This is a genomic window from Lysinibacillus sp. CNPSo 3705, assembly GCF_028674935.1.
Classification (GTDB): Bacteria; Bacillota; Bacilli; order Bacillales_A; family Planococcaceae; genus Lysinibacillus.
Window position 1 is genome coordinate 1 of record NZ_JAQZSD010000006.1, and the last position, 23612, is coordinate 23612.

At 37.8% G+C, this 23612-nt stretch carries 24 protein-coding genes; 10 read left to right on the forward strand and 14 right to left on the reverse strand.

Annotation, left to right across the window (positions count from 1 at the left end):
• The first annotated feature begins 136 nt into the window (after positions 1-136).
• The gene (locus PVA17_RS03555) at positions 137-784 is read left to right on the forward strand and encodes a Yip1 family protein (RefSeq protein WP_132358978.1); all 648 of its coding nucleotides are present in this window, start codon (positions 137-139) and stop codon (positions 782-784) included.
• A gap of 42 nt (positions 785-826) precedes the next feature.
• Here the strand turns inward: PVA17_RS03555 and PVA17_RS03560 are convergent, their stop codons facing one another.
• Complete coding sequence (locus PVA17_RS03560; protein ID WP_274066903.1) at positions 827-2029, reverse strand: NAD(P)-dependent malic enzyme; 1203 nt, start codon at positions 2027-2029, stop codon at positions 827-829.
• Positions 2030-2436: 407 nt separating this feature from the next.
• On the reverse strand, positions 2437-3267 hold the full coding sequence (locus PVA17_RS03565; RefSeq protein WP_274066904.1) for an MBL fold metallo-hydrolase: 831 nt from the start codon (positions 3265-3267) through the stop codon (positions 2437-2439).
• 35 nt (positions 3268-3302) lie between these two features.
• Here PVA17_RS03565 and PVA17_RS03570 point away from each other — a divergent pair, with 35 nt between their 5' ends.
• On the forward strand, positions 3303-3851 hold the full coding sequence (locus PVA17_RS03570; RefSeq protein ID WP_274066905.1) for a hypothetical protein: 549 nt from the start codon (positions 3303-3305) through the stop codon (positions 3849-3851).
• A 161-nt stretch (positions 3852-4012) separates the two neighbouring features.
• On the opposite strand, the gene PVA17_RS03575 is transcribed toward PVA17_RS03570, so the two are convergent.
• From PVA17_RS03575 to PVA17_RS03590, 4 genes are all read right to left on the reverse strand, one after another.
• Entirely contained in the window at positions 4013-4279 is a 267-nt protein-coding gene (locus tag PVA17_RS03575; protein WP_274066906.1) for a hypothetical protein, read from the reverse strand.
• A gap of 25 nt (positions 4280-4304) precedes the next feature.
• Positions 4305-5114 (reverse strand): sulfurtransferase, encoded by an 810-nt coding sequence (locus PVA17_RS03580; RefSeq protein WP_274066907.1) that lies wholly within the window; start codon positions 5112-5114, stop codon positions 4305-4307.
• Between the two features lie 10 nt (positions 5115-5124).
• Positions 5125-8736 (reverse strand): dynamin family protein, encoded by a 3612-nt coding sequence (locus PVA17_RS03585; protein WP_274066908.1) that lies wholly within the window; start codon positions 8734-8736, stop codon positions 5125-5127.
• Between the two features lie 410 nt (positions 8737-9146).
• Positions 9147-9416: a hypothetical protein gene (locus PVA17_RS03590; protein ID WP_274066909.1), complete on the reverse strand. Its 270-nt coding sequence runs from the start codon at positions 9414-9416 to the stop codon at positions 9147-9149.
• 342 nt (positions 9417-9758) lie between these two features.
• On the opposite strand from PVA17_RS03590, the gene PVA17_RS03595 reads away from it, so the two are divergent.
• Entirely contained in the window at positions 9759-10184 is a 426-nt protein-coding gene (locus PVA17_RS03595) for a DUF4183 domain-containing protein (RefSeq protein WP_132358996.1), read from the forward strand.
• Positions 10185-10213: 29 nt separating this feature from the next.
• On the forward strand, positions 10214-10534 hold the full coding sequence (locus PVA17_RS03600) for a DUF4183 domain-containing protein (protein ID WP_274066910.1): 321 nt from the start codon (positions 10214-10216) through the stop codon (positions 10532-10534).
• 247 nt (positions 10535-10781) lie between these two features.
• Here the strand turns inward: PVA17_RS03600 and PVA17_RS03605 are convergent, their stop codons facing one another.
• On the reverse strand, positions 10782-11396 hold the full coding sequence (locus PVA17_RS03605; RefSeq protein WP_248718539.1) for a pyroglutamyl-peptidase I: 615 nt from the start codon (positions 11394-11396) through the stop codon (positions 10782-10784).
• A gap of 566 nt (positions 11397-11962) precedes the next feature.
• Here PVA17_RS03605 and PVA17_RS03610 point away from each other — a divergent pair.
• From PVA17_RS03610 to PVA17_RS03625, 4 genes are all read left to right on the forward strand, one after another.
• Positions 11963-12418, forward strand: coding sequence for a chemotaxis protein CheX (locus tag PVA17_RS03610; RefSeq protein WP_132359005.1), 456 nt, complete (start codon positions 11963-11965; stop codon positions 12416-12418).
• 358 nt (positions 12419-12776) lie between these two features.
• Positions 12777-12899 (forward strand): hypothetical protein, encoded by a 123-nt coding sequence (locus PVA17_RS03615; RefSeq protein WP_255505077.1) that lies wholly within the window; start codon positions 12777-12779, stop codon positions 12897-12899.
• Positions 12900-13162: 263 nt separating this feature from the next.
• The gene (locus PVA17_RS03620) at positions 13163-13657 is read left to right on the forward strand and encodes a cytochrome c oxidase subunit II (protein ID WP_132359007.1); all 495 of its coding nucleotides are present in this window, start codon (positions 13163-13165) and stop codon (positions 13655-13657) included.
• Positions 13641-15302, forward strand: coding sequence for a b(o/a)3-type cytochrome-c oxidase subunit 1 (locus PVA17_RS03625; RefSeq protein WP_132359010.1), 1662 nt, complete (start codon positions 13641-13643; stop codon positions 15300-15302). The genes PVA17_RS03620 and PVA17_RS03625 overlap by 17 nt, the downstream gene beginning before the upstream one ends.
• Before the next feature lie 116 nt (positions 15303-15418).
• Here the strand turns inward: PVA17_RS03625 and PVA17_RS03630 are convergent, their stop codons facing one another.
• The 4 genes from PVA17_RS03630 to PVA17_RS03645 all read right to left on the reverse strand — a co-directional run bounded on the left by PVA17_RS03630 (position 15419) and on the right by PVA17_RS03645 (position 19825).
• A complete protein-coding gene (locus PVA17_RS03630) occupies positions 15419-16915 on the reverse strand; it encodes a carboxypeptidase M32 (protein WP_274066911.1) in 1497 nt (498 codons plus the stop codon).
• 207 nt (positions 16916-17122) lie between these two features.
• Positions 17123-17560: a CcdC protein domain-containing protein gene (locus PVA17_RS03635; RefSeq protein ID WP_274066912.1), complete on the reverse strand. Its 438-nt coding sequence runs from the start codon at positions 17558-17560 to the stop codon at positions 17123-17125.
• A gap of 411 nt (positions 17561-17971) precedes the next feature.
• Entirely contained in the window at positions 17972-18976 is a 1005-nt protein-coding gene (locus PVA17_RS03640) for a serine hydrolase domain-containing protein (RefSeq protein WP_274066913.1), read from the reverse strand.
• A 24-nt stretch (positions 18977-19000) separates the two neighbouring features.
• Complete coding sequence (locus PVA17_RS03645) at positions 19001-19825, reverse strand: MerR family transcriptional regulator (protein WP_274066914.1); 825 nt, start codon at positions 19823-19825, stop codon at positions 19001-19003.
• A gap of 161 nt (positions 19826-19986) precedes the next feature.
• Between PVA17_RS03645 and PVA17_RS03650 the strand changes: the two genes are divergently transcribed.
• Positions 19987-20583, forward strand: coding sequence for a TetR/AcrR family transcriptional regulator (locus PVA17_RS03650; protein ID WP_274066915.1), 597 nt, complete (start codon positions 19987-19989; stop codon positions 20581-20583).
• A 63-nt stretch (positions 20584-20646) separates the two neighbouring features.
• The gene (locus tag PVA17_RS03655) at positions 20647-21789 is read left to right on the forward strand and encodes an MFS transporter (protein ID WP_274066916.1); all 1143 of its coding nucleotides are present in this window, start codon (positions 20647-20649) and stop codon (positions 21787-21789) included.
• A gap of 240 nt (positions 21790-22029) precedes the next feature.
• On the opposite strand, the gene mdh is transcribed toward PVA17_RS03655, so the two are convergent.
• Genes mdh through PVA17_RS03670 form a run of 3 tightly spaced genes read right to left on the reverse strand, consistent with a single transcriptional unit; the run spans position 22030 to position 23607 of the window.
• Positions 22030-22974, reverse strand: coding sequence for a malate dehydrogenase (mdh, locus tag PVA17_RS03660; RefSeq protein WP_132359025.1), 945 nt, complete (start codon positions 22972-22974; stop codon positions 22030-22032).
• Positions 22971-23330, reverse strand: a complete 360-nt coding sequence (locus PVA17_RS03665) for a BMC domain-containing protein (RefSeq protein WP_274066917.1) — start codon at positions 23328-23330, stop codon at positions 22971-22973. Before PVA17_RS03665 ends, mdh begins: the two co-directional genes overlap by 4 nt.
• Entirely contained in the window at positions 23323-23607 is a 285-nt protein-coding gene (locus tag PVA17_RS03670; RefSeq protein ID WP_132359031.1) for a EutN/CcmL family microcompartment protein, read from the reverse strand. Before PVA17_RS03670 ends, PVA17_RS03665 begins: the two co-directional genes overlap by 8 nt.
• Between the last annotated feature and the right edge of the window lie 5 nt (positions 23608-23612).

Below are 23612 nucleotides of genomic sequence, written 5' to 3' on the forward strand. Positions count from 1 at the left end.
ATATACGAGTAATCAAAAAGAGTCGCTTTCTTGCGGCTCTTTTTGTCTAAAATGTTTTTTCGAAACTTTTCATCGAATCACTCGTATACTAATTATACGCATCATGCATTTATACTATTATTTTGGAGGTAATTTAATGGATGACTTTAATGAAAGATCACAAGAAAGGAAAAAGGTTAATCCATTTTTGTCTATTTGGTTACACCCAAAGCAAACAACCCGTTACATGATAGAAGAAAAATCAATTGGTTTTGCTCTTCTTCTTTTGTCAATTGGTTATATTGGTGTTACACTTTCAGACCTTATTGATAAAATATCCGTGATAGACTTTTCTCCTTGGCTTATCTTACTATTTTGTGTTATTGCAGCACCGATTTCAGGAATAATCGGTACAGCTTTTCTTGCACTAATCGCTTGGCTGTTCGGTAAACTTTTTAAAGGAACAGGTACATACTCACACTTATTCAAAGGGTTAAGTTTAACTGCTATTCCATCTATAGTACTTATTCCTTTTTATTTAATTTGGTTATTTACATCACCTGAGTCTTTAATGGATCCTGACTTCGCCGGGCCTTACCCTTGGGTTATTTGGATTGCAATTTTATTATCGATTGTGGTTGCAATTTGGAACCTTATTATTACAGTAGGAATTATTGCAGAGGCACACCAAATAACCAATTGGAGGGCCTTCTTTACACTCTATATTCCAGGCATTCTTCTCATTGTCCTTATTATTCTGATAATTGTTCTCTTTGCAGCTATCGGCATTTTAGCCGGAACGTAAAAAATCTCCCCTCTCTCAATGAGAGTGGGAGATTTTTTCACGTTAAACAGAAAGCACTGTATTTTGTTGGAATAGCTCTGACACACCAGACTCCACAGCTGCTCCACTTACAGCTTGGGAAACAATTTCAACCACCCGCTCATCTAATGATTTAGGTACAATATATTCCTCCGTTAATTGCTCATCACTTACAAGAGCGGCTATCGCTTCCACTGCAGCTATTTTCATAGCCTCATTAATATCTGTTGCTCGAACATCCAATGCCCCACGGAAAATACCAGGGAAAGCAAGCACGTTGTTAATTTGATTTGGATAATCGGAGCGTCCTGTCCCCATAATACGTACACCCCATGCTTTCGCATTTTCATACGTAATTTCAGGATTTGGATTTGCTAGTGCAAACACGACTGGATCATCATTCATTGAAGCAATATGTGCTTCTGTTAATAAATTAGCAACCGATACGCCGATAAAGACATCAGCACCTTTAATGGCATCTTCCAATGTTCCATGTATTTTTTCAGGATTTGTTAAATGGGCCACTGTTTCTTTAATTGGATTCATACCTTCTGCGCGACCTTCATAAATGAGGCCTTTTGTATCGCACATATAAATATTTTTATAACCCATTTGCACAAGAATACGCAAAATAGCAATACCGGCTGCTCCTGCACCATTAATGACAACCTTCATCGTTGCCACATCTTTCTTCACAATACGATTAGCATTAACCATCCCTGCACCTACTACAATCGCCGTTCCATGCTGATCATCATGGAACACAGGAATATCACATTCTTGGCGCAGACGATCTTCAATTTCAAAGCATCTTGGCGCTGAAATATCTTCTAAATTTACAGCACCAAAAGTGGGAGCAAGCGCCTTCACAATGCTGACGATTTCATCCGTATTTTTCGTATCTAAACAAATAGGAAAAGCATCAACATTGGCAAAACGCTTTAATAAAATAGCCTTCCCCTCCATTACTGGTAATGCTGCCTTCGGACCAATATCCCCTAACCCTAACACCGCCGTACCATCTGAAACAACCGCTACCATATTCCCTTTCATTGTATAGTCGTAAACAAGCGATGGATTTCTTTCGATCTCTACACAAGGCGCAGCTACCCCTGGCGAATATGCGAGACTTAAATCATATGAATCTTGCACAGGTACTTTCGAAATCACCTCTAATTTCCCACTATAATACTCATGCATTTCTAAAGCCTTTTTCATAATATCCATTCAATCCCATCCTTTTCTTTTCGAATTATTATATATTCCAGAATCATAATACTTTGTGAAAATAAAGTCAACGAATTTTCTGTTAATTTTAATTTTCCTTCTAAATAACGCCATTTATTATTAGCTCCACTCATTTCACGCCTTGTTATCAAGTTCACAATCAATTATTTTAATATAACATTTACATCAATCAGCTTTGTAAAAAATGTACAAATACCGCCACTAAGCCTGTTCAACTTTTCACATAGTATTTTTCTTGTGTAAATGAGAAATTTTTCACAAACTAATGTAAGCGTATCCATTATTCCAGCTAGTTCCGTCACATTTTCTTCACATTTTTTCACAAAGTTTTTTATGATTCATCCTCAAGTATGAATCACTCGATTTCAAAGCCAAAAAAAGAGCCCTTATTTTAAGGACTCTTGCGTAAACTTATTTATAAAAGCAGTAATAATATGCTTGGAAGACCACTGTTCTTCCGATACTTTGGTAATCGGGTAATCACGAGAAAAGATTGATTTTGTTATTTCTTCTACCGAATAACCTTTATCAAATAATTGCTTTATATTGTGCTCCATTTCTTCTAAATAAGCAATTTTTTCTTGTATTCTCACCCGACCATCCGCTAAAAAGCCTGCATGACAGCAATAAACTTCTTCAAAATCATAGTTTAATATTTTCTTCAATGACGCCAAGGTATGTACGATATTTTCTTCATCAAGGACAACCTTAGTTTTCGTCTGTATATACAGATCACCTGTAAACATAGCACCTGTTTCTCGATTATAAAATGATACATGATCTGTCGTATGTCCTGGTGTTTCGATTACATCCCATGTAGCTGATTTCGTTTGTAATGTATTGCCTAACGGTTGTGCAATAAACGCTGGTCGCTCACCCCATAATGCCTGCCGATAAAAAGGATACTCGCCATCCTGTGCACAAAGGCCCACCGAATCACGATGAACATAGATAGGTACACCCTTATGTTGCTGAATCCATGCTGCATTTCCTGAGTGATCCTCATGAGAATGTGTGAGCGCCAATTGTTCAATCGGTATTTCGTTAAAAAAGGATTGGAACTCCTGTGAAAGTGAATATGAGCCTGTATCAATTAGTAAACCATCCACAAAAAAACTATAAACACTCATTCCTATCCCATGAACTGCCACTTTACCGTGAGCACATTGCACATCACGATTTTGTTGAATCTCAATACTTTTCTCTCGTTTAATCATCCTTTTCCCCCTTTGTAAAAAGAGTGTAGCATAAAATGAATAGCCAGTCATTTTATGAATACATCACAACTCGTATTGTTATTACTCGCTCTGACGGGGCTATCCACGATTTTGACGATTCTATCCACGATTGGGGGGCTATCCACGTTTTTGACATTTCTATCCACGATTTGAGCGGGACTATCCACGTTTTTGACGATTCTATCCACTTTTTGGTGGGACTATCCACGTTTTTGGATTTCTATCCGTCGCTCTTGCCTTTCTATCGTCGCTTCGACTTTTCTTTCCATCGCTCTGACGGGTCTATCCACGTTTTGGTGGGACTATCCATCATTTTGACAATTCTATCCACGTTTTGGGCGGGGCTATCCATCATTTTGACGATTCTATCCACGTTTTGGGGGGCTATCCACGTTTTGGGGGGCTATCCACGACTTTGGATTTCTATCCGTCACCTCGGCTCTTCTTTCCGCCGCTTCAGCTTTTCTTTCCGTCACTCTGATTTCTATCCGTCACCTTGGCTCTTCTTTCCGTCGCTCTTACCTTTCTTTCCGTCGCTTCGGCTTTTCTTTCCGTCGCTCTGATTTCTATCCGTCACCTCGGCTCTTCTTTCCGTCGCTCTTACCTTTCTATCCGTCACCTCGGCTCTTCTTTCCGCCGCTCCTACCTTTCTATCCGTCGCTTCAGCTTTTCTTTCCGTCACTCTGATTTCTATCCGTCACCTCGGCTCTTCTTTCCGCCGCTCCTACCTTTCTATCCGTCGCTTCAGCTTTTCTTTCCGTCGCTCTTGCCTTTCTTTCCGTCGCTTCAGCTTTTCTTTCTCGTCGCTCTGATTTCTAACCGTCACCTCAGCTCTTCTTTCCGCTGCTCTTGCCTTTCGTTCCGTCACCTCGGCTCTTCTTTCCGTCGCTCTTGCCTTTCTTTTCTTTCCGTCGCTCTTGCCTTTCTTTTCTTTCCGTCGCTCCGCCCTTACTCCCCTTTCCACTCCAATAAAAACAAAAAACGCCCACAAAAGTGAGCGTTTCTTCCTCAATCATTTATTCATTAGTTCCTTTTTCTACATCATATTGTGTAATCCAGTCGCTAAAGCTACCTACATACAGTTGAATATTTTCATATCCTTCATCTGCTAGTACTGCATACAATGGCGATGCTGTAACACCGCTGCCGCAATACACAACAACGTGCTCGTCTTGAGAAACCTTGCTGCGTAACTCATCATTCGCTTGTAGACGACCATCTGATTTTAATTGTTCCCAGTCAAAGTTTTTTGCCGTTGGTATATGCCCAGCCACCATATCAAGAGGCTCTACGTCACCACGGTAGCGAGCTGCTGCACGTGCATCAAGCAACGTTGCTTTGACTTCTCCATCGACAATGGCTTTTACTGCTTCACGTGGAGCATACAGTTCATCTCGCCAAACAAATTCAATCGTAGACGGTGGGTATTTTATAATGTCTTTTGTAAAAGATATTTTTTCCTCGAGTGCAGGTGCACCACCATTTACAATCACTACATTTGGAAAGCCCGCATATGTCAGCATCCACCAGGCACGTGGTGCAAATGGTGCAGCGCCTTGATCGTAAACGACAATTTGATCTTCATAATGTAATCCTAATCCCTGAAATAATGCCGATAGCTTTTCTTTATTTGGCATAGGATGGCGGCCATTGTTAGACCCCATATCTGATAGATCCTGCTCTAGATCGATATAAATCGCTCCTGGTGCGTGTCCCTCTTCAAACAGTTTATTCCCCGCCTCTTTGTTTTGTAAATCAAAGCGAGCATCTACGAAACGGACTTCATCTAACTGAATTTCCTCAACTGATTTGAATACTTTTCCCAAACGAATCACCTCATGCGTATTGTAATTGTTCGTAAATAGCTTTCCAAGAAGCTAAACGACTTTCTTCTTGAAGTGCAAGTCTTTCTGTTGCAATTTGTTCAAGTGCCTGATGGTAAATATGCAGACGTAATTGCTCTGCCTCCTCAGCAATATAGGTAATAGCCCATGTCATAAGGGATACTTTCTGTGAATCTAAATAGTTTTGTGCATCTGGTTTTGTTAATATTTCAAGCGCCTCACTTAGCTTCACTTTTTCATTCTTCTCAAAGAATGCCTTTTGATTGCGGAAGTGTGATTTAACACCCGAATATTTTGCGATATCTGTAAATGGTCCTTCAAAATCAAGTAAATCTGGCTCGGAAGATTCAAACGCTAGGAACGAGAAGCTACGGTTTAATTCTTTCAGCTCACGTACTTCATCTTTAAAGCGTAATTGCATCTTCTTATTAATAAACTGTGATAAACGGAAGTTTGTTACTCGCATTTCTTGTGTAAAGTCAAAGCGTAAACTTTGCATGACTTCTTTTAAAGCATGCTCTAATGCTTGCTGAGCTGGCATTGCTGCAAATGTTGAAGGATTGTAGCCTTCCTTAAAGAACTCTGGGTAACGATAATACACACGCTGAAGAACATAATATAACAATTCATCAAGTTCTTGCTTCGTTTCACTTTCTAACATACTTGTATTAAGTGAATTAAACTTCGAAGTTATATGCTGTTCAAGAGTTGTTAATTCCTCTAAACGCTCATCCTTACGCTTTAAGTTCTCTTCAGTCTGCGCAATTAAATCACCTAAACGTTGCTCCGTTTTATCAACTTCCTCTGCAAGTGCCTGAACAGCCAATGCACTTAATTCATCATTTAAGAATGTGTGGAAGGCATCTTCGAAAGGTAGCATACCTGATGTTAAATCAGCACCCTCTACTTTTTCCTTCAATGCTAATAAGCTTGATACACCGTAAAGTCGAGGGAAGCGAATGCCAAAGCGTTGTAGCTCTGAACGTACATAGCCTTTTACATCTTCCTGCTCTTCTTCTGTTGTCGCTAAATCAATCGCGTTAACAATAAAGAACATCTTATCAAGTTCGAAGGCATCCTTCACACGTCCTAGCTGAATTAAAAACTCACGGTCAGCTTTAGCAAAAGCATGATTATAATAAGTAATAAACAAGATTGCATCAGCATTACGAATATATTCAAACGCAACTCCTGTATGACGCGCATTAATAGAATCTGCTCCTGGTGTGTCAACGAGTGTGACACCCATGCGTGTTAACGGACTATCATAATAGAAATCAATATTATCGACAAAGCATGATTTATTTTCCTGCGCAACAAATTTTTCGAACTCTTCACGGTTAACACGTAATACTTTTCCAAGCTCAGACTTAAATGTTGGGAATCCTTCTTTATATGCACGAATAAATGATTTATGCACATTTAAGCGTTCGTCCGATAGCTGTACCGCAAGCCCTTCATCTGCACGAGTAAATGCCTCTTCTAAAGAAGAAACTGATAAACCAACTGCTGCATATGAAGCTTGAATATCCTCTAGCATTTGGTCAGCTGTTTTTAACAGTACATCGGCTGTTTCATGCGGATGCTCTGGTGTCACAGGACGAATTTTATTAATAGCCGCTGTAGTTGGGTTTGGTGATACTGGTAAAACTTTAGCACCCATTAACGCATTAGAGAATGAAGATTTCCCTGCACTAAATGCACCGAAAAGCGCGATTGTGAAATCTTTTTTCTGTAATCGTTCTACTTTATTTTCTAAGTAAGTTGCTACTTCCGCAAAGCCTTGTACATCCTTTACCGAGTTTGCCGTATGAAGTGCACGCTTCACTACACCCTCAATAGGTAGGCTTGTTGCACTTACTGCTTGCTGTGCCTCTTCCTGTTGTAACGCTTCCTCTTTTGGCTTTAACATCGATTCATCAAACAATCGAATATCTGCTAAATCTTGTTTAAAGGCTTGATTCCATTTTGTAAGTTGTTGATTTGCTAGCTGACGTATTTCATTGCTTGCCTGATGCATAATACTCGCACTATATTGTTGATAACCCTCGATTTCAAGCACTGCCTGAATAGCATCAACTTTCGCTTGCATCCCAGCCATTTTTAATTTAGATGGTGCAGCTATTTCAGTAGCCACTGCTTCTAAAATTGTCGCTTGTGCATCCTTCCAATTATCTGTTTCCTGGATGAAGTAGCGTTTTGTTGCCTCTGCTACACGGTTTGCGAAGTTTAGAACGGCATCTCCAGTTAATAGAGCACCAACTTGTACCTGTTGCTCAATAAGGGAGAATGGCAATTCAAAGGCATAGGCATCAATAGCGGTAGCACGTTCTTCATTTAATGCACTAACATCCTTTAAAACCTTTTTCATTAGCCCTTTTAAATGTCCAGTAATTTGTGCATGCACAACATTTTGATAGGCACTATAGGCATCCTCTTTGCGGCGGTTACGCTCTTCCTCAGTTTTTTTCTTAGCAGTAAATAAGCCTCCTACCTTGAAACCCTCTTGCTGACTCTCTAAATATAGACGTAATTTATCGCGTAAATCAGCCGGCATAATGGCAGCATTTGTAAGAAGTTCTTTACGCTGGTCCTCGAACGTTTCATTCCATGCCTCAAACGAGAACAATTCAACTTGACGATTTAGCTTATTGTACTGCTCTAAAATATCTTTATGGTTTGCCCAGTCATCGGCACTTAATACATCTTCATCGATGTCTAAACGATCTTCTCTTTCTTCTGATAAATAAGTGTCATGTTCACTTTGTAATAAACGCAGTGTATTTGATGCTGTCTGTACAAGTTGATCCTGCCAATCATTCATACTATCCATAACAATTTTTTTAACAGCTTTAAAATCGTTATAAGGGTGCTCAGGCTCTCTTAATGAAGTGAAAAATACACCTTTAGGAACTACTCCCCAAGCTGCAAAGGAATTGTGAACAGTTGCTTTAAATTCCTCGAAGCTTAATTCATTTTCATTATGCTTATCAATCATATTTACGATTAAATAAACGTTTGGATTGTACTTCATTAATTGCTTTGTAAATTGAAAATTCAATTCTGATTGCACGTGATTGTAGTCCATTGTATAAAATACGATATCAGCAATATGAAGCGCTGACTCTGTTGACATACGGTGTGCATCATCTGTCGAGTCGACACCTGGCGTATCCATCACTGTGACGCCTAACGGTAATGTCGATGTACTATGACCAATTTCAATTTGAGAAACTAGGTCCCCATTTTTACTAAGCTCTTTCACTGTTTTAAAATCATAACCCGCTTCAAATTTTACAGGTTTTTCATTGTGCATATAGACAATCGCAAAGTCTTCATCTGATTTATGGACTTTGACGATATTGGCACTCGTTGGAATAGGACTTGACGCAAGTAAATCTTCACCTGATAGCGCGTTAATCATACTAGACTTACCAGCAGAGAAATGGCCAGCAAAGCCGATAACATATTCTTTTTGCTGTATTTTACGCGCAAAAAGTGATGTCTTATCCATACGCTCTGTATCACCATTATGCTGATAAATTATGTATTGTAACGAAGCTTGCTTTAATAGCGCCTCCAACTGTTGTTCAAAATCATTCATAAAACCAGTAACCCCTTTATTCATATTAATCAATTTCGCCTTGGCGTAATTGCCGCTGTCGCGCCGATCAACAATGCACAATTTCATTCCTTTAAAAATCCATGACATCCGCAGGAGAAAGCAAGTGCTAACGCAACGGCAACAACACGATGTTGGTCACTCAGTCATTGCTATAGGACGTGACGTTCTTAGACTGAGTTCCTCTATTACAGTAATGTTTAGAAAGTAACAATATCCGCATTCATCTTACCACTTCAGAGGTGGTATTTTTCAGAATGAAGATAGTCATAATTAGTATTCTACCTTATTCGACAAGCAAAGTATAACACTAATTTACTTTGAAAAGCATATATATAAAGGTTTCAGACGCCATATTCATCCATATCGTCCTGTTTAATCAAAAAAATGCATTATTCAGGTTCACTCTCAAAAGGTGTGGTTGATTTCCGTTCCAACTGGGCGCTTTGTTGCTGTCGCTTCGCTTTCGCACAGGTAAAACATTGTTGCTGTCGCTTCGCTTTCGCACAGGTAAAACATTGTTGCTGTCGCTTCGCTTTCGCGCAGGTAATACATTGTTGCTGTCGCTGCACTTTCGCACAGGTAAACCATTGTTGCTGTCGCTGCACTTTCGCACAGGTAAACCATTGTTGCTGTCGCTCGCTTTCGCATAAGTAAATCATTGTTATTGTCGCTCGCTTTCGCACAGGTAATACATTGTTGTTGTCGCTGCACTTTCGCAGGTAAACCATTGTTGTTGTTGCTACCGAGCAAACCTTCTTGGGGGCGTCCGATAAGCCGCTTCGCTCCAGAGTCTCTAACAAAGGTAGGCCATTTATTAAACTACTAGTTTCTATTCCACAATGGTTGCACAACTCAGTAAATAATAATTTTCTCCATATTTTAAGGTAAGGAAAATTAAAAAGAGATATTATGCGATTGCTATACTAAAATTTCTAAATGCAGTGGAAATTATAACTACAAAACGAAATGAGGGACAAACAATTAAATGAGGTGATAAAAAAATGGTGAATTATAGGGGTCACGGTAAAATCGAGCAAGAATGTAAATGTGGGTGTGAAGATCGGTTTATTTGGCCTCGAATAAAAGCTAGTACCATTCCTTCGGTAGAGCCTCCCCCGGTTATTAAACCTATTGGAACTATCATTCCAACAGTAAATAGATATTTCTTTATTGCTACATCAGATATTCATTTAACGAATGGGGCGACTCTACCTGCTAGCCAATTTTGGGATGATGATGGAAACCTAGCAACTGAATTTAAGATTTTTAATCCGAATGGTTACGTTAATCTTTATATTAATGCCGTAATGCAGGAAGGTGGCATTTATACTATAATCCCAACCTCATTAACCTTAAGTCCAGATAAATCGACAATTTATAAAGGAACTCCAATCATCATAGAATCATTAGGATTTACTGCAATGTAAGAAACAAACCTGAAAGGGGGTGAAAATAAGTGGCACTTTCTATTATTAATATTCATGTCAATGTTACAGGTACTTCGACTAGATTTTTCAATGTTTTAGCTACACCTTTAACGATCTCTGATGGTACAACGGTTGCAGCTACTACCTTTTTAAATGATAGCGGTTCTGCTGCGACTACTTTCCCAATCGTAACAAACGGGTACTATAATTTATATATAAATGGGGTGCTTCAGGAGGGTGGTTCCTATTCAGTTTCTGCAACAGAAGTAACATTCCAAACTGTTACAGGCACTTTACCAGCAGGAACACCAATTATTGTTGAGGCTGTTGAATTAGTGACTACACTTTAATCAGCTTGGGGAAATTAGGAAGAGAAAGAAATGGGTTGTTATACGAATCTAAAATAAACTTCATATAATGACAATAATGGATGCTTTAAAAAATTTAAGAGCATCCATTATGTTCATTTTGATAATCCAGTTCACTCCGCAGCAATAGCAATTTTAATTTCCTTTTGCTATACTGACATCACTTATGACATGTACAAGCCTGATTGAATCTATGCATTTGATTGAAATAGAATCACTAATAAGAAAGTCAATCATTTGTTGCACGAATTGTCTCCTCGATACAGAGCCTAATAGACGTTATTAAATCTTGAATATTCCATCCCGGGATTTTTCCATGCTGAATCGCCAAATCAAATGACGCAGGAATATGAATAAATCCAGCGCGGACTCCTTTATGTTGCTTTGCGTAAACTAGCCCTTCATACATAATATTGTTGCATAAATAGGTACCCGCCGTATTTGATATTTCCGCTGGATACCCCTCTTTGCATAATCGATTCACCATATTTCTAATAGGTAAATTCGTTATATACGCGTCTTCACCGCCATCATAAATGCTCTCATCTGTTGGTGTATAACCATTATTATCCGCTTCGCCATCTTTAATATTAATCGCTATGCGCTCAGGTGTTATTTTAAAACGTCCTCCAGCTAAGCCTAATGAAATAATGATTTCTGGCTTTATCTCAGCAATATATTGTTTTAGCTGCTGAGCAGATTGCTGAAAATCTACTGACAAAATGCGTCCTATAATTTCATAGCCATCCATCATTTCTCCATGTAAGTTTTCTACAATTTGCATTGTTGGATTAATTTTATACTCAAGAAATGGTACAAACCCTGTTAACAATATTTTTGTCATGTTATCTTCACCTTAATTTCTATAGGACGTCGCTTGATTGCCCATCCTTTTTTATTATTGTTATTTCTAGTGCGAATTCTGTAACCTAAATAACGATTGTATTCATCAATGACCCACATTGCACCATATAACTAATTTTTTTAATTCTACAAAAAGCGACTTCCATTTACAATATATTTCAGAAAAAACAAACAACTCCCCCTTGTTATGAAAGATCAATAAAAAAAGCATGATCTCAAAATTACTTAGACCATGCTCTACCTATATAATAATTGTCTTAATTGATATCCTCTTACTTCAAATGTGCAGTCGCCTGTTTCATAACGTGTTTTCCCACTCCAATATAGATAACCACTGCCGCTCCAATAAATACGAATGTCATCGCTAACCGCTCCTTTTAATAAATAAATATTTGTATTCGAAAAGACTTAACGTTCATTTATTGATTTTGAAAATCATTCTCATTAATATAATATAAATTTCCCATTAATTCGTCAAGACATACTTTCATCTTACCCATTTAACATGGTAAGATGTAGAAAAGTCGGAAAAAGGATGCGGTAAAAATGAGTAATTCGAAGTACTTTCAAACTATTTTAAACGGGACAATTCACGCTTTAAAATCGATCCTTCCTATGGATATAGAGGTGAAAACACCTAGTATTATTTCTGAACCATTTCAACAACAGGAAATGGGTGTTTTAATCGGTTTAATAGGAGATTTAAAGGGCCGTGTAATCATTGATTCCTCTCCTGAAATTTTTAGTGGTATCGGCAATATAATGTTTGGTATGCCTCTTGAAGGAGAAATGTTGGAATCCTTTACAGGGGAATTCGGAAATATGATTGCTGGAAATTTATGCACTACTGTAGGACAAGAAAGCTTAGAAATTGATATCACACCGCCAACAGTGATGGTTGGCAACACGAAGTTATACGGCTTTGAAAAGGCATTTATACTCCCTGTTACAATTCCAAGTGTTGGTCCGCTGACAGTTCTTTTAACAATTGAAGGAGAATAGAGTACTAGAATATCAAACTATTCCAAATGATATATCCTATGCCAATTCATTAAACATTTATGAACACACTTTGTCATTCTCTATAATTAACAGTGGATACCCCATTAGGCTTAAGTCCAAAATACAATTAGTAAATTTTCTTGAAAATAAAGATATTTTAATAATAATTCCTCTAATTTTAACCAATAAGTGGCTATCTCAATGACTATTGAGTTAGCTATTTTTTATTCCACCCTCAATTCTTCACATTTTTTTCACATATTTCGGCAATATATGTGATTTTTTTCACATCTAAAAGAAATTTATTTATATATCATGGCAATTAGAAAGACACAATAAAAGCGTAGGAGGAGCAAAAATGGCAAATAAAAAAAAGTCAGATGAAAATTTAAAAGGTTCACTCTATGCGGTATTTGGAGTAGGAATCATCATTATCTTGCTTTGGGTGTACTGCTTCGATTTGTTCATCAATCGTTTTTAACTTCTTTCAGCAATTGTTTTTTGTAGCAAAAACGAAGCGTCAGGTACAGAAGTCTTCACCTCTATAAGTGGTGGATGAATGCGGATTTTTCAGCGAGTATTCAAACGCCCGCTGAAAGAAGTTAAAGCCTCCGGCGGATGTCACGGAATCGTTTGTGCAAGCACAAAGCCGATTTCAGAAGCATTGTTTATCTGCGCGAAAGCGTAGCGACAGCGGCAATTATGCCGAGGCATAATGATTATACTAAGAAAGGACAGAGACATATGCACTTACATAAGTATGAAAAATATTGGCTTGTGTTTGGAGTTACTACTTTAGTAGCATTCCTTATCATTCTAGGCATCGGTGCATTCCATCAAGGCTCACATCCGAACAATGGTAAAAAAACACTAGATTATGAGAAAGTAAGAGAATTTGCACCCTTCGATAACCCAGGTGTACATAAAGTAGAAGGTAAAGATTGGGATTACGAAGTAGTTGTTTTAGCATCAGCATTTAACTACAATCCTCCAGAAATTGAAGTGCCACTTGGAGCTAAAGTGAAATTTATTGCAACGAGTGCAGATGTAATGCACGGTTTTGAGGTTGCAGGTACAAATATTAATATGATGCTTGAACCAGGTTACATTTCTGAATATGTAACGACCGTAAATAAAGAAGGAGAGTTTTTAATCGTATGTAATGAATACTGTGGTACAGGACATACGATGATGCACTCTATGCTAAAGGTGGTGAAACCAAATGAGTCTCAACAATAATTTGACAAAAGTGGATCGTCGTGATGCGAAGCTAGCGATGGCACATATTTATGTGGCATTCATCGCATTGTTATTAGGGGGTCTTGCTGGTTTATTACAAGTTTTCGTTCGTTCTGGTCAATTTACATTACCAGCAGGCATTGGTTACTATCAAGTTTTAACCGTACATGGTGTTTTACTCGGTCTTATTTTAACAACATTCTTTATTTTTGGTTTCCAAATTGCTAGTGTTAGCCGTACGTCAGGGACTTTTTCAGACGGTCAACGTCGCCTTGGCTGGATCGGCTTCTGGTTAATGACTATCGGTACAGCAGCAGCTGCAACAATGGTTCTACTTAATGAGGCATCTGTTTTATATACGTTTTATGCTCCATTGAAAGCTCACTGGATATTCTATTTTGGTCTTACATTAGTCGTTGTTGGTTCTTGGGTTGGCGGCGCGGGTCAAATATTACGCTATACACAGTGGCGTAAAGAAAACAAGGGAAGCGGACAACGAAGCCCATTACTATCATTTATGGTTGTTGTCAATAATTTAATGTGGTTTGTAGCAACTCTAGGTGTAGCTGCTTCTGTTCTATTCCAGTTACTACCATGGTCCTTAGGTTTTGTTGAACGTGTCGACATAGCACTATCCCGTACATTATTCTGGTATTTCGGTCATGCGCTTGTTTATTTCTGGTTATTACCAGCATATATGGTTTGGTATGTTATTATTCCGAAGGTTATTGGCGGGAAAATTTTCTCTGACTCTTTAGCAAGACTATCATTTATGCTATTCTTAATTTTCTCTGTACCAGTTGGCATTCATCACCAATTAACAGAGCCTGGTATTACTGGCACATGGAAATTCATACAAGTTGTTTTAACATTTGCCGTAATCGTACCATCCTTAATGACTGCCTTTTCGATGTTTGCCATGTTTGAATTACGTGGTCGTGAATTAGGTGGGAAAGGTCTTTATGGCTGGTTCAAAAAGTTACCATGGAAAGATGCTCGTTTCTTCGTGCCATTTATCGGTATGCTAGCGTTTATTCCTGGTGGCGCTGGCGGTATCATCAATGCTTCTTACCAAATGAACCAATTAATCCATAATACTATTTGGGTTACAGGGCATTTCCATTTAACAATTGCAACAACAGCCGTTTTAACTTATTTCGGTGCGGCATTTTGGTTAATTCCATATTTAACAGGTCGTACATTGACTAAATCTTTAAACAATCTTGGTAATTTTGCTGCTATTTTATGGGCAACTGGTATGACAATTATGTCTTCCGCTATGCATATCGCAGGTCTGTTCGGTGCACCTCGTCGATCTGATTACTCTGAGTATGGCGGTGCTCAACAAGCATATGATTGGATTCCTTATCAAATCGCTCAAGCTGTCGGTGGTACAATACTGTTCATCGCTATCATCATCATACTTTATATTGTGGTGAAATTAGCATGGTTTGCACCAAAAGGTGAAGAGGAATTCCCAGTTGGTGAAGTACATGAAAATGGTGGTACTACTCCAGCTATTCTGGAGAACTTTAAAGTATGGCTTGTTATTTTAGTAGCATTAATTTTATTCGCTTACACTATTCCAATTATCGATATTATTTCTAATTCCCCTCCAGGCTCTAAAGGCTATAAACTTTGGTAACAATGTTTTGCATCTTCTTAAAAAAAGCGATTTCTCTAGCTGGGAAATCGCTTTTTACTTTGTTTTTCGATATTATGAAAAGCGATTCCTCTACTACAGAGAAATCGCTTTGTCCTTTAGAGCTGATACAGCTTTGTATACTTTTCTTGTAAATAGTTTGCTAAGTATTTTGCATTTAGGCCTTCCCCTGTTGCTTCCTTTAGCAATTCGAACGGCTTCTTCAGCGCGCCGTATTGATGGACTTTGTCTGTTAACCACTCTCGAATTGGTAGGAGCTCTCCCTTTTCTAACAGCTCATCAAAGTTTGGAAGATCTTTATCCATTGCGTGCTTCCATTGTGCAGCGTAAATCATTCCTAAAGCATAGGATGGGAAATAGCCAAACATCCCACCTGACCAGTGCATATCTTGTAGTACCCCTTTTGCATCTGTGTCAGGACGAATGCCTAAATATTCTTCGTATTTATCATTCCATACTTGTGGAAGATCTTTCGCTTGAAGATCGCCATTGAATAAATCACGTTCAATTTCATAGCGAATCATAATATGTAGTGGATACGTTAACTCATCTGCTTCAATGCGAATAAACGATGGCTCCACCATGTTAATTGCTCGCAGGAATTCGGCTAATGCTACATCCCCAAATTGCTCAGGTGAATACTTTTGAAGTCGCGCGTAGTTATGCTCCCAGAACTTTTCGTTTCTACCTACAAAATTTTCATAAAATAAAGATTGGGACTCATGTATGCCCATAGATGTACCTGTTGCTAACGGTAAACCATCAAGCTTGACATCGATATTTTGCTCATACATAGCATGTCCACACTCATGGATAGTTCCAAAAATTGCTGAGCGGAAATCATTTTCATCATATTTCGTTGTAATACGATTATCTCCATGATTTAAGCCAATCATAAATGGATGCACACTTTCGTCTAAGCGACCTGCATCAAAGTCATAGCCAAGCTGTGCTAACATTTCTAATGATAATGCACGCTGAGATTCACGAGGGAAATGCTTAAATAAAATACTTGTAGCTGGTTTATTTGGTGAAGCTGCAATCTTTTGCACAAGCGAAACAATTGTTTCACGTAATTCACTAAAAACTTGATCTAAAACATCAGTCGTCATATCCGGTTCATATAAATCTAGTAATGTATTGTACGGAGAACCGTTTTTAATCCCCCAATATTGAATGAATTTCTTCTGCCAGCTTATAATCTCCTCTAGATAAGGTAGGAATAACGCAAAATTATTCGTCGCTTTTGCTTCTTCCCATGCTGTTTCCGCTTTAGATTGTAAAATGACAAATGTCTTATATTCATCAGCCGGAATTTTTTTATTTTGATCATACTCTTTACGTACTTCCTCAACTAAACGCAGCGTAACATAATCAAGATCTGCCTTTTGCCCCTCTAGATCTGTTAGTAATTGCCCTAACTCTTCACTAGTTTGCATGTCAAATAAGGCGGCAGATAATGTTCCAACTACCTCTGAACGCTGAGCTAATCCCTTCTTAGGTGCACCCGTGCGCATATCCCAATAAATCACACTTAATGCTTCTCCGTAGTGCTTCATTTTTTTTACATAGTCAGTAAATTGTTGTACGGTCATGCTAACATCCTCCTTTTCACGCTACTAGTTTATCATATTTTCGAAAATTTTGTATATTATGGACTTTATAGTATTTTTTATAGGAATAGTAACTGTTCACAATTTTATTTCTACAAAACTATTCCATTGCGAATAGCATATACAACCGCTCTCGTTCGATCAACTGCACCAAAAATAGAGAAAGAAATGTTTTAAAATCCATATTTTTCATCCAGTAAGTTGTTTGTATCTCCTATAAATAATAAACCGACGAGCACATACACTACCAAGCGGTATAAACATAAGAGCATTCGTTAAGGATATGACAGCATGCTCTTTTCCCCATTTTACTGCAAGTAGGCGCAACATAAGAATTCCTAGAAATACAATAACTCCAGCGATAGAGCTTTGTGTAGTTACGATTCCTCTTTCATGAACACGGATCTTTTCTAATTTTCCTCTCCAAATTCCGATACCTATGCCAATTGTTAAACAAATAAAGTACAACATATAGCTTCTCGGTGATAATTTATCTGAACTCAAAATAGAAGTACACGTAATCCCAATTAACAAAATTGGTAGTATCCACATTCTAGTTGGTTTAACTTTTTTCTCCCTTAACATAAGAAGAATCATGACTATAAGGACAACCAAGTAGCTACTCATTTCTTCCCTCTCTTTTTAATAAATTTTTAGTAAAAGTAGCATATCATTATGGCTCGGCAGAAGGCTTTAGGTCAATACGAAGTGGGTCACTCAGTTATTGCCACAAGACATAGCATATTTAGACTCAGTTCCTTTATTTAAGCGGATGTTTGAACACCCGCTCCAAAAGTGACTTAAAACCGCATTCTTCTTTCCCCCAATAGAGGTGGTAAACTTCTGCTGTCACTTTGTTTTCGCTATAGAAAATTATTGCATTTTTCCTGATAATAAAAAAACCTCCCCGTTAGGAATGTAAAAGACTTTCGCCACCTTTTCATTTCTTCTCGGAGAGGATTAACTTAATTGTAAGATTGGTTTAAGTAGATGTTATTTTGATAACTCATATACCTACTTTTATGTACAATAGAAAAATTATAATACCGCTGGGATTATATAGTCTTTTATTAATGGCCATCTATCTCGTGGATTCATAATGAATTGTGAACTAATTGCTACAATCATATTCATGTTTGGTATACAACAAATCATATTGCCTCCATCCCCTATTGCTGAAAAGGTAGAAAGTCCATCTTCTTGCCGTAGCCACCATAAATAACCGTAATTGTGATAGTTCATCTCCGTTGATTCTCGAATCCATGTCTCTGAGAGGACCCTATTATTATTCCACACGCCATTGTTTAAATAAAGATAGCCAAATCGTGCCATATCACGTGTAGTTAATGTTAGCCCCCATCCGCCTGTCGAATGACCGTTTGGATCATGGACCCACCCCTTAACGTTTTTTCCGAATAAATCATCAAACCCATATGCGTTCATTTGATAGTCAGGAATTTCTTTCATGCCAAGCGGTGTAAACAAATGTTCATTAGCGAATGCTCGTGCACTTTTGCCTGTACTTTCAGTAAGAATAGCTGACAATAAATGTGCTCCAGCTGTGGAGTATTTAAACGCGCCTAAATCCCCATTTTCACCTATTATATCAAGTGTATATTTTATCCAATCCTGCTGTTGACAAAGAATATCTAGCGGTTCATGCCAATCTTCATAAGGATATGGTACTGTCATCGTGAGAAGATGTCGTATAGTAATCTGTTGTTTCTGCTTATTAGCATCAGTAATATATTTAGGGAAAAAATCTACCACCTTTTCTTCAACGCTTTTGATATATCCTTTATCGATAGCGATGCCTATAAGTGCAGATAGTACACTTTTCGTTACAGATGCTACATGTTGACAATCATCAGGACTTTTCCCATTAAAATATTTTTCATATGCTAAATTACCATTTTTAATGATAACAATACCATTTATATTGTTATATTCACTTTTTATCGTGTGCTCTAGCTCGGAAAGCTTTTCATTGTTCATATATATGCTTTCAGGCTTTACCGTGTGCCAATTTATTGTTGTTTGCATAAGAACCTCCTAATGGTCGTTTTGTCATTTTTTCTTTACAGGAAAATATACCTCAGTCATATAATCCTCAGGAGAGTTTGCTTGATCTGGATCTGTTATATATATTTCATATGGTGGCAATATCAATTCATAACCCTCGTCTTCAATCCACTTCATCAAATTAGCATAGACAGATGTTAATTCAGGATATGCTCCTTTTAAAACGGATTTCGCACAGAGACTACCAGGTAAATCTCTCGTCCCTTTAACAGACTCAGCTATTGGAATAGCGAACTCAGTATCATTACCAGTAGGGTTAAATTCAGGGCTGTGGTAAATCGTCATCGGCTTACCGAGTAAAGTGAGCTGCTCCGTCGCAATCTTTTCATATAGCTTGTTAAAATAGTTACCGTATCCTGATGAATAGTCATCACTGCTCATTATTTGACGCTTAAAAAGAATATTTATTGGCTTTGTTTCAACTAGCTGTACTTCGATATCGTCAAGGTACGACATGATTGGCATCCCCTTTTCTAAGTTTGCAATATCATGACTTAGTTGTTTTACAAGATATTCAAAAGCCTTTAGTTTTTCTTGCATCTCATTTCTTTTATGCTTAAGCGCAGAAAAAAGCATTTCTTCGGATTGATCTTCTTCTAATTCCAACATTGCTTTAATTTCTTCAAGAGAAAAATGATAGGATTTTAAACGGTTGATATAAAGCATCCTTTTTAGTTGATCGATGGAATAATACCTATAACCGCTTTCAGCATTAATCTCATCTGGGTTAATTAATCCAATTTCATCGTAATATCGAAGTGTTTTTGTCGAGACACCACATATTTTTGAGAATTCTCCTATTGATAGCACAAAACCACCTCACTTATTAATTTGTTACTTGCTACCATTCCTTTATACACCTTCCCCTTAGGGCAAAGTCAATCAAGACCTTTGCTTTATTCTAAAATCTTTTATTGACCGTTTAGTACAAAAAAAGATATTCTAGTAATGTAAATGAGAGGAGGATCAATTTGAATAAACGAGGCAGACCCCGAGAGTTTGATTATTCCTCAATTGTAGATGTCGCGATGAAAACTTTTTGGATAAGAGGGTATGAGGGGTGTTCTACACAGGATTTATGTAATGATACTGGACTTGGGAAAGGAAGCTTATACAATACTTTTGGTAGCAAACATGAACTATATCAACAAGTATTAGAACGCTATCATGAGTTTGGAATTAAAGAACAGCAAAAATTGTTAAATGCTCCAATTGCATTAAAAGAACGGTTAAGTAATTTTTTCGAATGGGCATTAAAGGAAGATTTTGAGAATATTGATCAAAAAGGTTGTTTGTTAATCAATGCCAGTGTGGAAAGAGCTAAGAATGACGAAATGGTTCAAGAAATTTTCTCAAGGCATGTTGAGCTCCTTAGACAAGCTATTGAAAAAGTAATGGAGGAAGGATTGCAAACTGGCGAAATTTCAAAAAATCAAACAGCCGAGGAATTAGCTAGTCTATTTTTAAGCAGTTATTACGGGTTTCGTGTTCTTAATGTTTCGATGCAAAATCGGATGTTGTCTGAGCAGATAATGAACGGAACATTAGAATCTATTTTTGGCGCTTAGTGCGCTCTTTTTTAGCACAATTTTTGTACCGAACGTTACAATAATAAAATTAGGAGTGTTTTTATGCCATCAATTATTTATTTACTAGCTTTAGCAATTTTTTGTATGACTACTTCAGAATTTATGGTTGCAGGTATGATGAACGAACTTGCCCTTGCATTTCAGGTTCCTATATCTTCAATCGGGTATTTAATTACAGCTTATGCAGGAGCAATGGTAGTAGGAGGACCTATTTTAACTGCAGCCCTTCTACGAATACGCAGTAAACAAGCCTTATTATTTTTAATGTTTGTATTTTTAATCGGCCAATCGCTCGGAGCTATTGCTTGGAACTATGATAGTATGATGGTTTCACGAATTATTACTGGTATTGCTTCATCTTCAGCTTTTGGTGTTGCCATTTCCTTTTCCGCAACATTGGTTCCCCCTAATACAAGGGGAAAAGCTGCCTCTATAGTACTTGCAGGTTTAATGATTGCAACAGTCATAGGCTTACCTATAACAACGATTATCTCGCAAAACTTTGGCTGGCGTATTAGTTTTGGGTTTGTTTCTATTCTCGTACTAGTTTCCGGGATTATGATTCAGTCGTTACTACCATCAGTGCCAAACAAAGAACGATTAAAATGGAAAGATGAGCTTATGCACTTTAAGAACATTCATCTTTGGGCAGCGTACATAACAAGTATGTTTATTATAGGTGGTACGTTTGCAGCGTTCAGTTATTTTACGCCTATCTTCACAAATATCACAGGCTTTTCAAACGCAAGCATTCCCTATTTACTTGCTCTCTATGGTAGTGCAACAGTAGTCGGGAATATAGTGATTGGCAAGTTTGCTGATAAATATACAACGGAAACACTTTTGAGTGGATTGATTATTTTAATCGTAGCCATGTCTTCATTTGCTTTAGGAGCTGAAAATAAATACATTGCCGTTATTATGACTATTTTTATTGGCTTGACTGGTGTTGCAATGAACCCAGCTATGGTAGCGAGAGTGATGAAAACAGCTACTAATAGCACGATGATCAATACCATTCATAGTTCTTTTATTACGCTTGGTGTTGTTATCGGTTCATCACTAGGCGGTCTAGGTATTAGTAAGGGATATGGCTATACATCCCCACTATGGATTGGGGTTTGTTTAGCTACCTTTGGATTACTATCACTATTCCCTTATTTACATAAAAGAAAGGAACATTAATGTTTCTGCATTGTGAAGCCAAGCAACTTGTCTGTACCCGATAAAATAGGAACTATCGCATTTGGAATAAGCAATCAAAAGAAGCTCTCCTCATCATTTTCATGATTAAGGAAAGCTTCTTACTTTTATATAAATTAGGGGAAATTTTACTAGCTTTTAAGTGCAATGTTCGGTTTCCAATCAAACATTTTTAAGCGCTAAATTTTATAACAATAAATATATAGTTGGGGATCCTACATATTAAATGTTTTGACAAATTGTTAATACTTGTTTCACTGCTTCTGCCGATTGATGGAGCGCCGCTTTTTCTTCATTCGTCAGGTGTAATTCAATAACTGACTCAATGCCATTGCCTCCTAATATTGTCGGCACTCCTAAAAATAATTCGTGGTAACCATACTCTCCTTCTAAAAGAGCGATAGAAGGAATTATTTTACGTTGATCTTTCATAATAATTTCGACCATCTGTGCACAGGCAGCAGCTGGCGCATAATAAGCACTACCATTGCCTAACAAACTAACAATTTCTCCGCCACCTTTACGAGTACGTTCTACGATTAGTTGCAGTCTGTCTTGTGGAATCAATTTTTCTAATGGGATCCCTCCAGCATAGGAATATCGAATTAAAGGAACCATTTCGTCACCATGTCCACCTAAGACGAATCCTGATACATCCTCCGGTGCAATTTGCAATTCTTGTGCCACAAATGTATTAAAACGTGCTGTATCTAACACACCTGATTGACCAATGATACGATTTTTTGGAAAGCCTGTTTCCTTATAGCAAACATAGGTCATGGCATCGACTGGATTGCTTAATATAAGGACTATGCTGTTCGGGGCATACTGTTTTATTTGTCTAGATACTTGTTGAATAATTTTTGCATTCGTCGTCACTAAATCATCTCGGCTCATGCCTGGTTTACGAGGAATACCAGCTGTAATAATGACAATATTTGCTCCAGCAATATCCTCATAATTGCTCGTTCCTTTAATAGAAACATTAAATTTTTCTATTGGTCCTGTTTGTAATAAATCTAGCGCCTTTCCTTTTGTCGGATTCTCCGCTTCTGGAATATCTAACAGGACAACATCTCCTAGCTCTTTTTGTGCCAAAAATAAGCTTAAAGTTGCACCAGTATGACCAGCACCAATTACAGCAATTTTACTTTTTCGAAATGTCATTTTTCATCACCTCGATTGTCAGTGGCTGCTGCTTCCGTCGTTTTTTTAGCTCGTGTGGCTGCTATTGGCTTTTTCTTCGGTACTTCCGGTCCTTTAATCATCTGAAAAACCTCTTCATCTGGTCTTGGAATTACGTGAGCACCTAATAGTTCTCCAACACGCTTAGCCGCCTCTTTCCCAGCATCTACAGCTGCTTGAACGGATCCAACATCACCTTTAACTACAACATTAACGATGCCACCATCAACAAATTCTTGTTTGACAATGGTCACATCTGCCGCCTTTATCATCGCGTCTGCTGCCTCATAAGAACCAACTAATCCTTTCGTCTCAATCATTCCTATTGCGCTACCCATTTTCCTCACCTCGCATCACTTCCGTAGAATCAATAATACCTATAACGACAGCATCGATAGGCAATGGATTTTCTTTCATAATATATCGGGATGATCCACCACTTGTAATGAGCACATCATCTCCAATTCCTGCCCCGATACGGTCAGCTGCTACAATCTCTGTTCGAATCGGCTGTTGATTAGAATCGATTGGTTGAATAATTAATAATTTTAAGCCATTCAACCCTTCTTCTTTACGTGTTGCCCATACACTACCGATAACTCTTCCCATCTGCATGAACT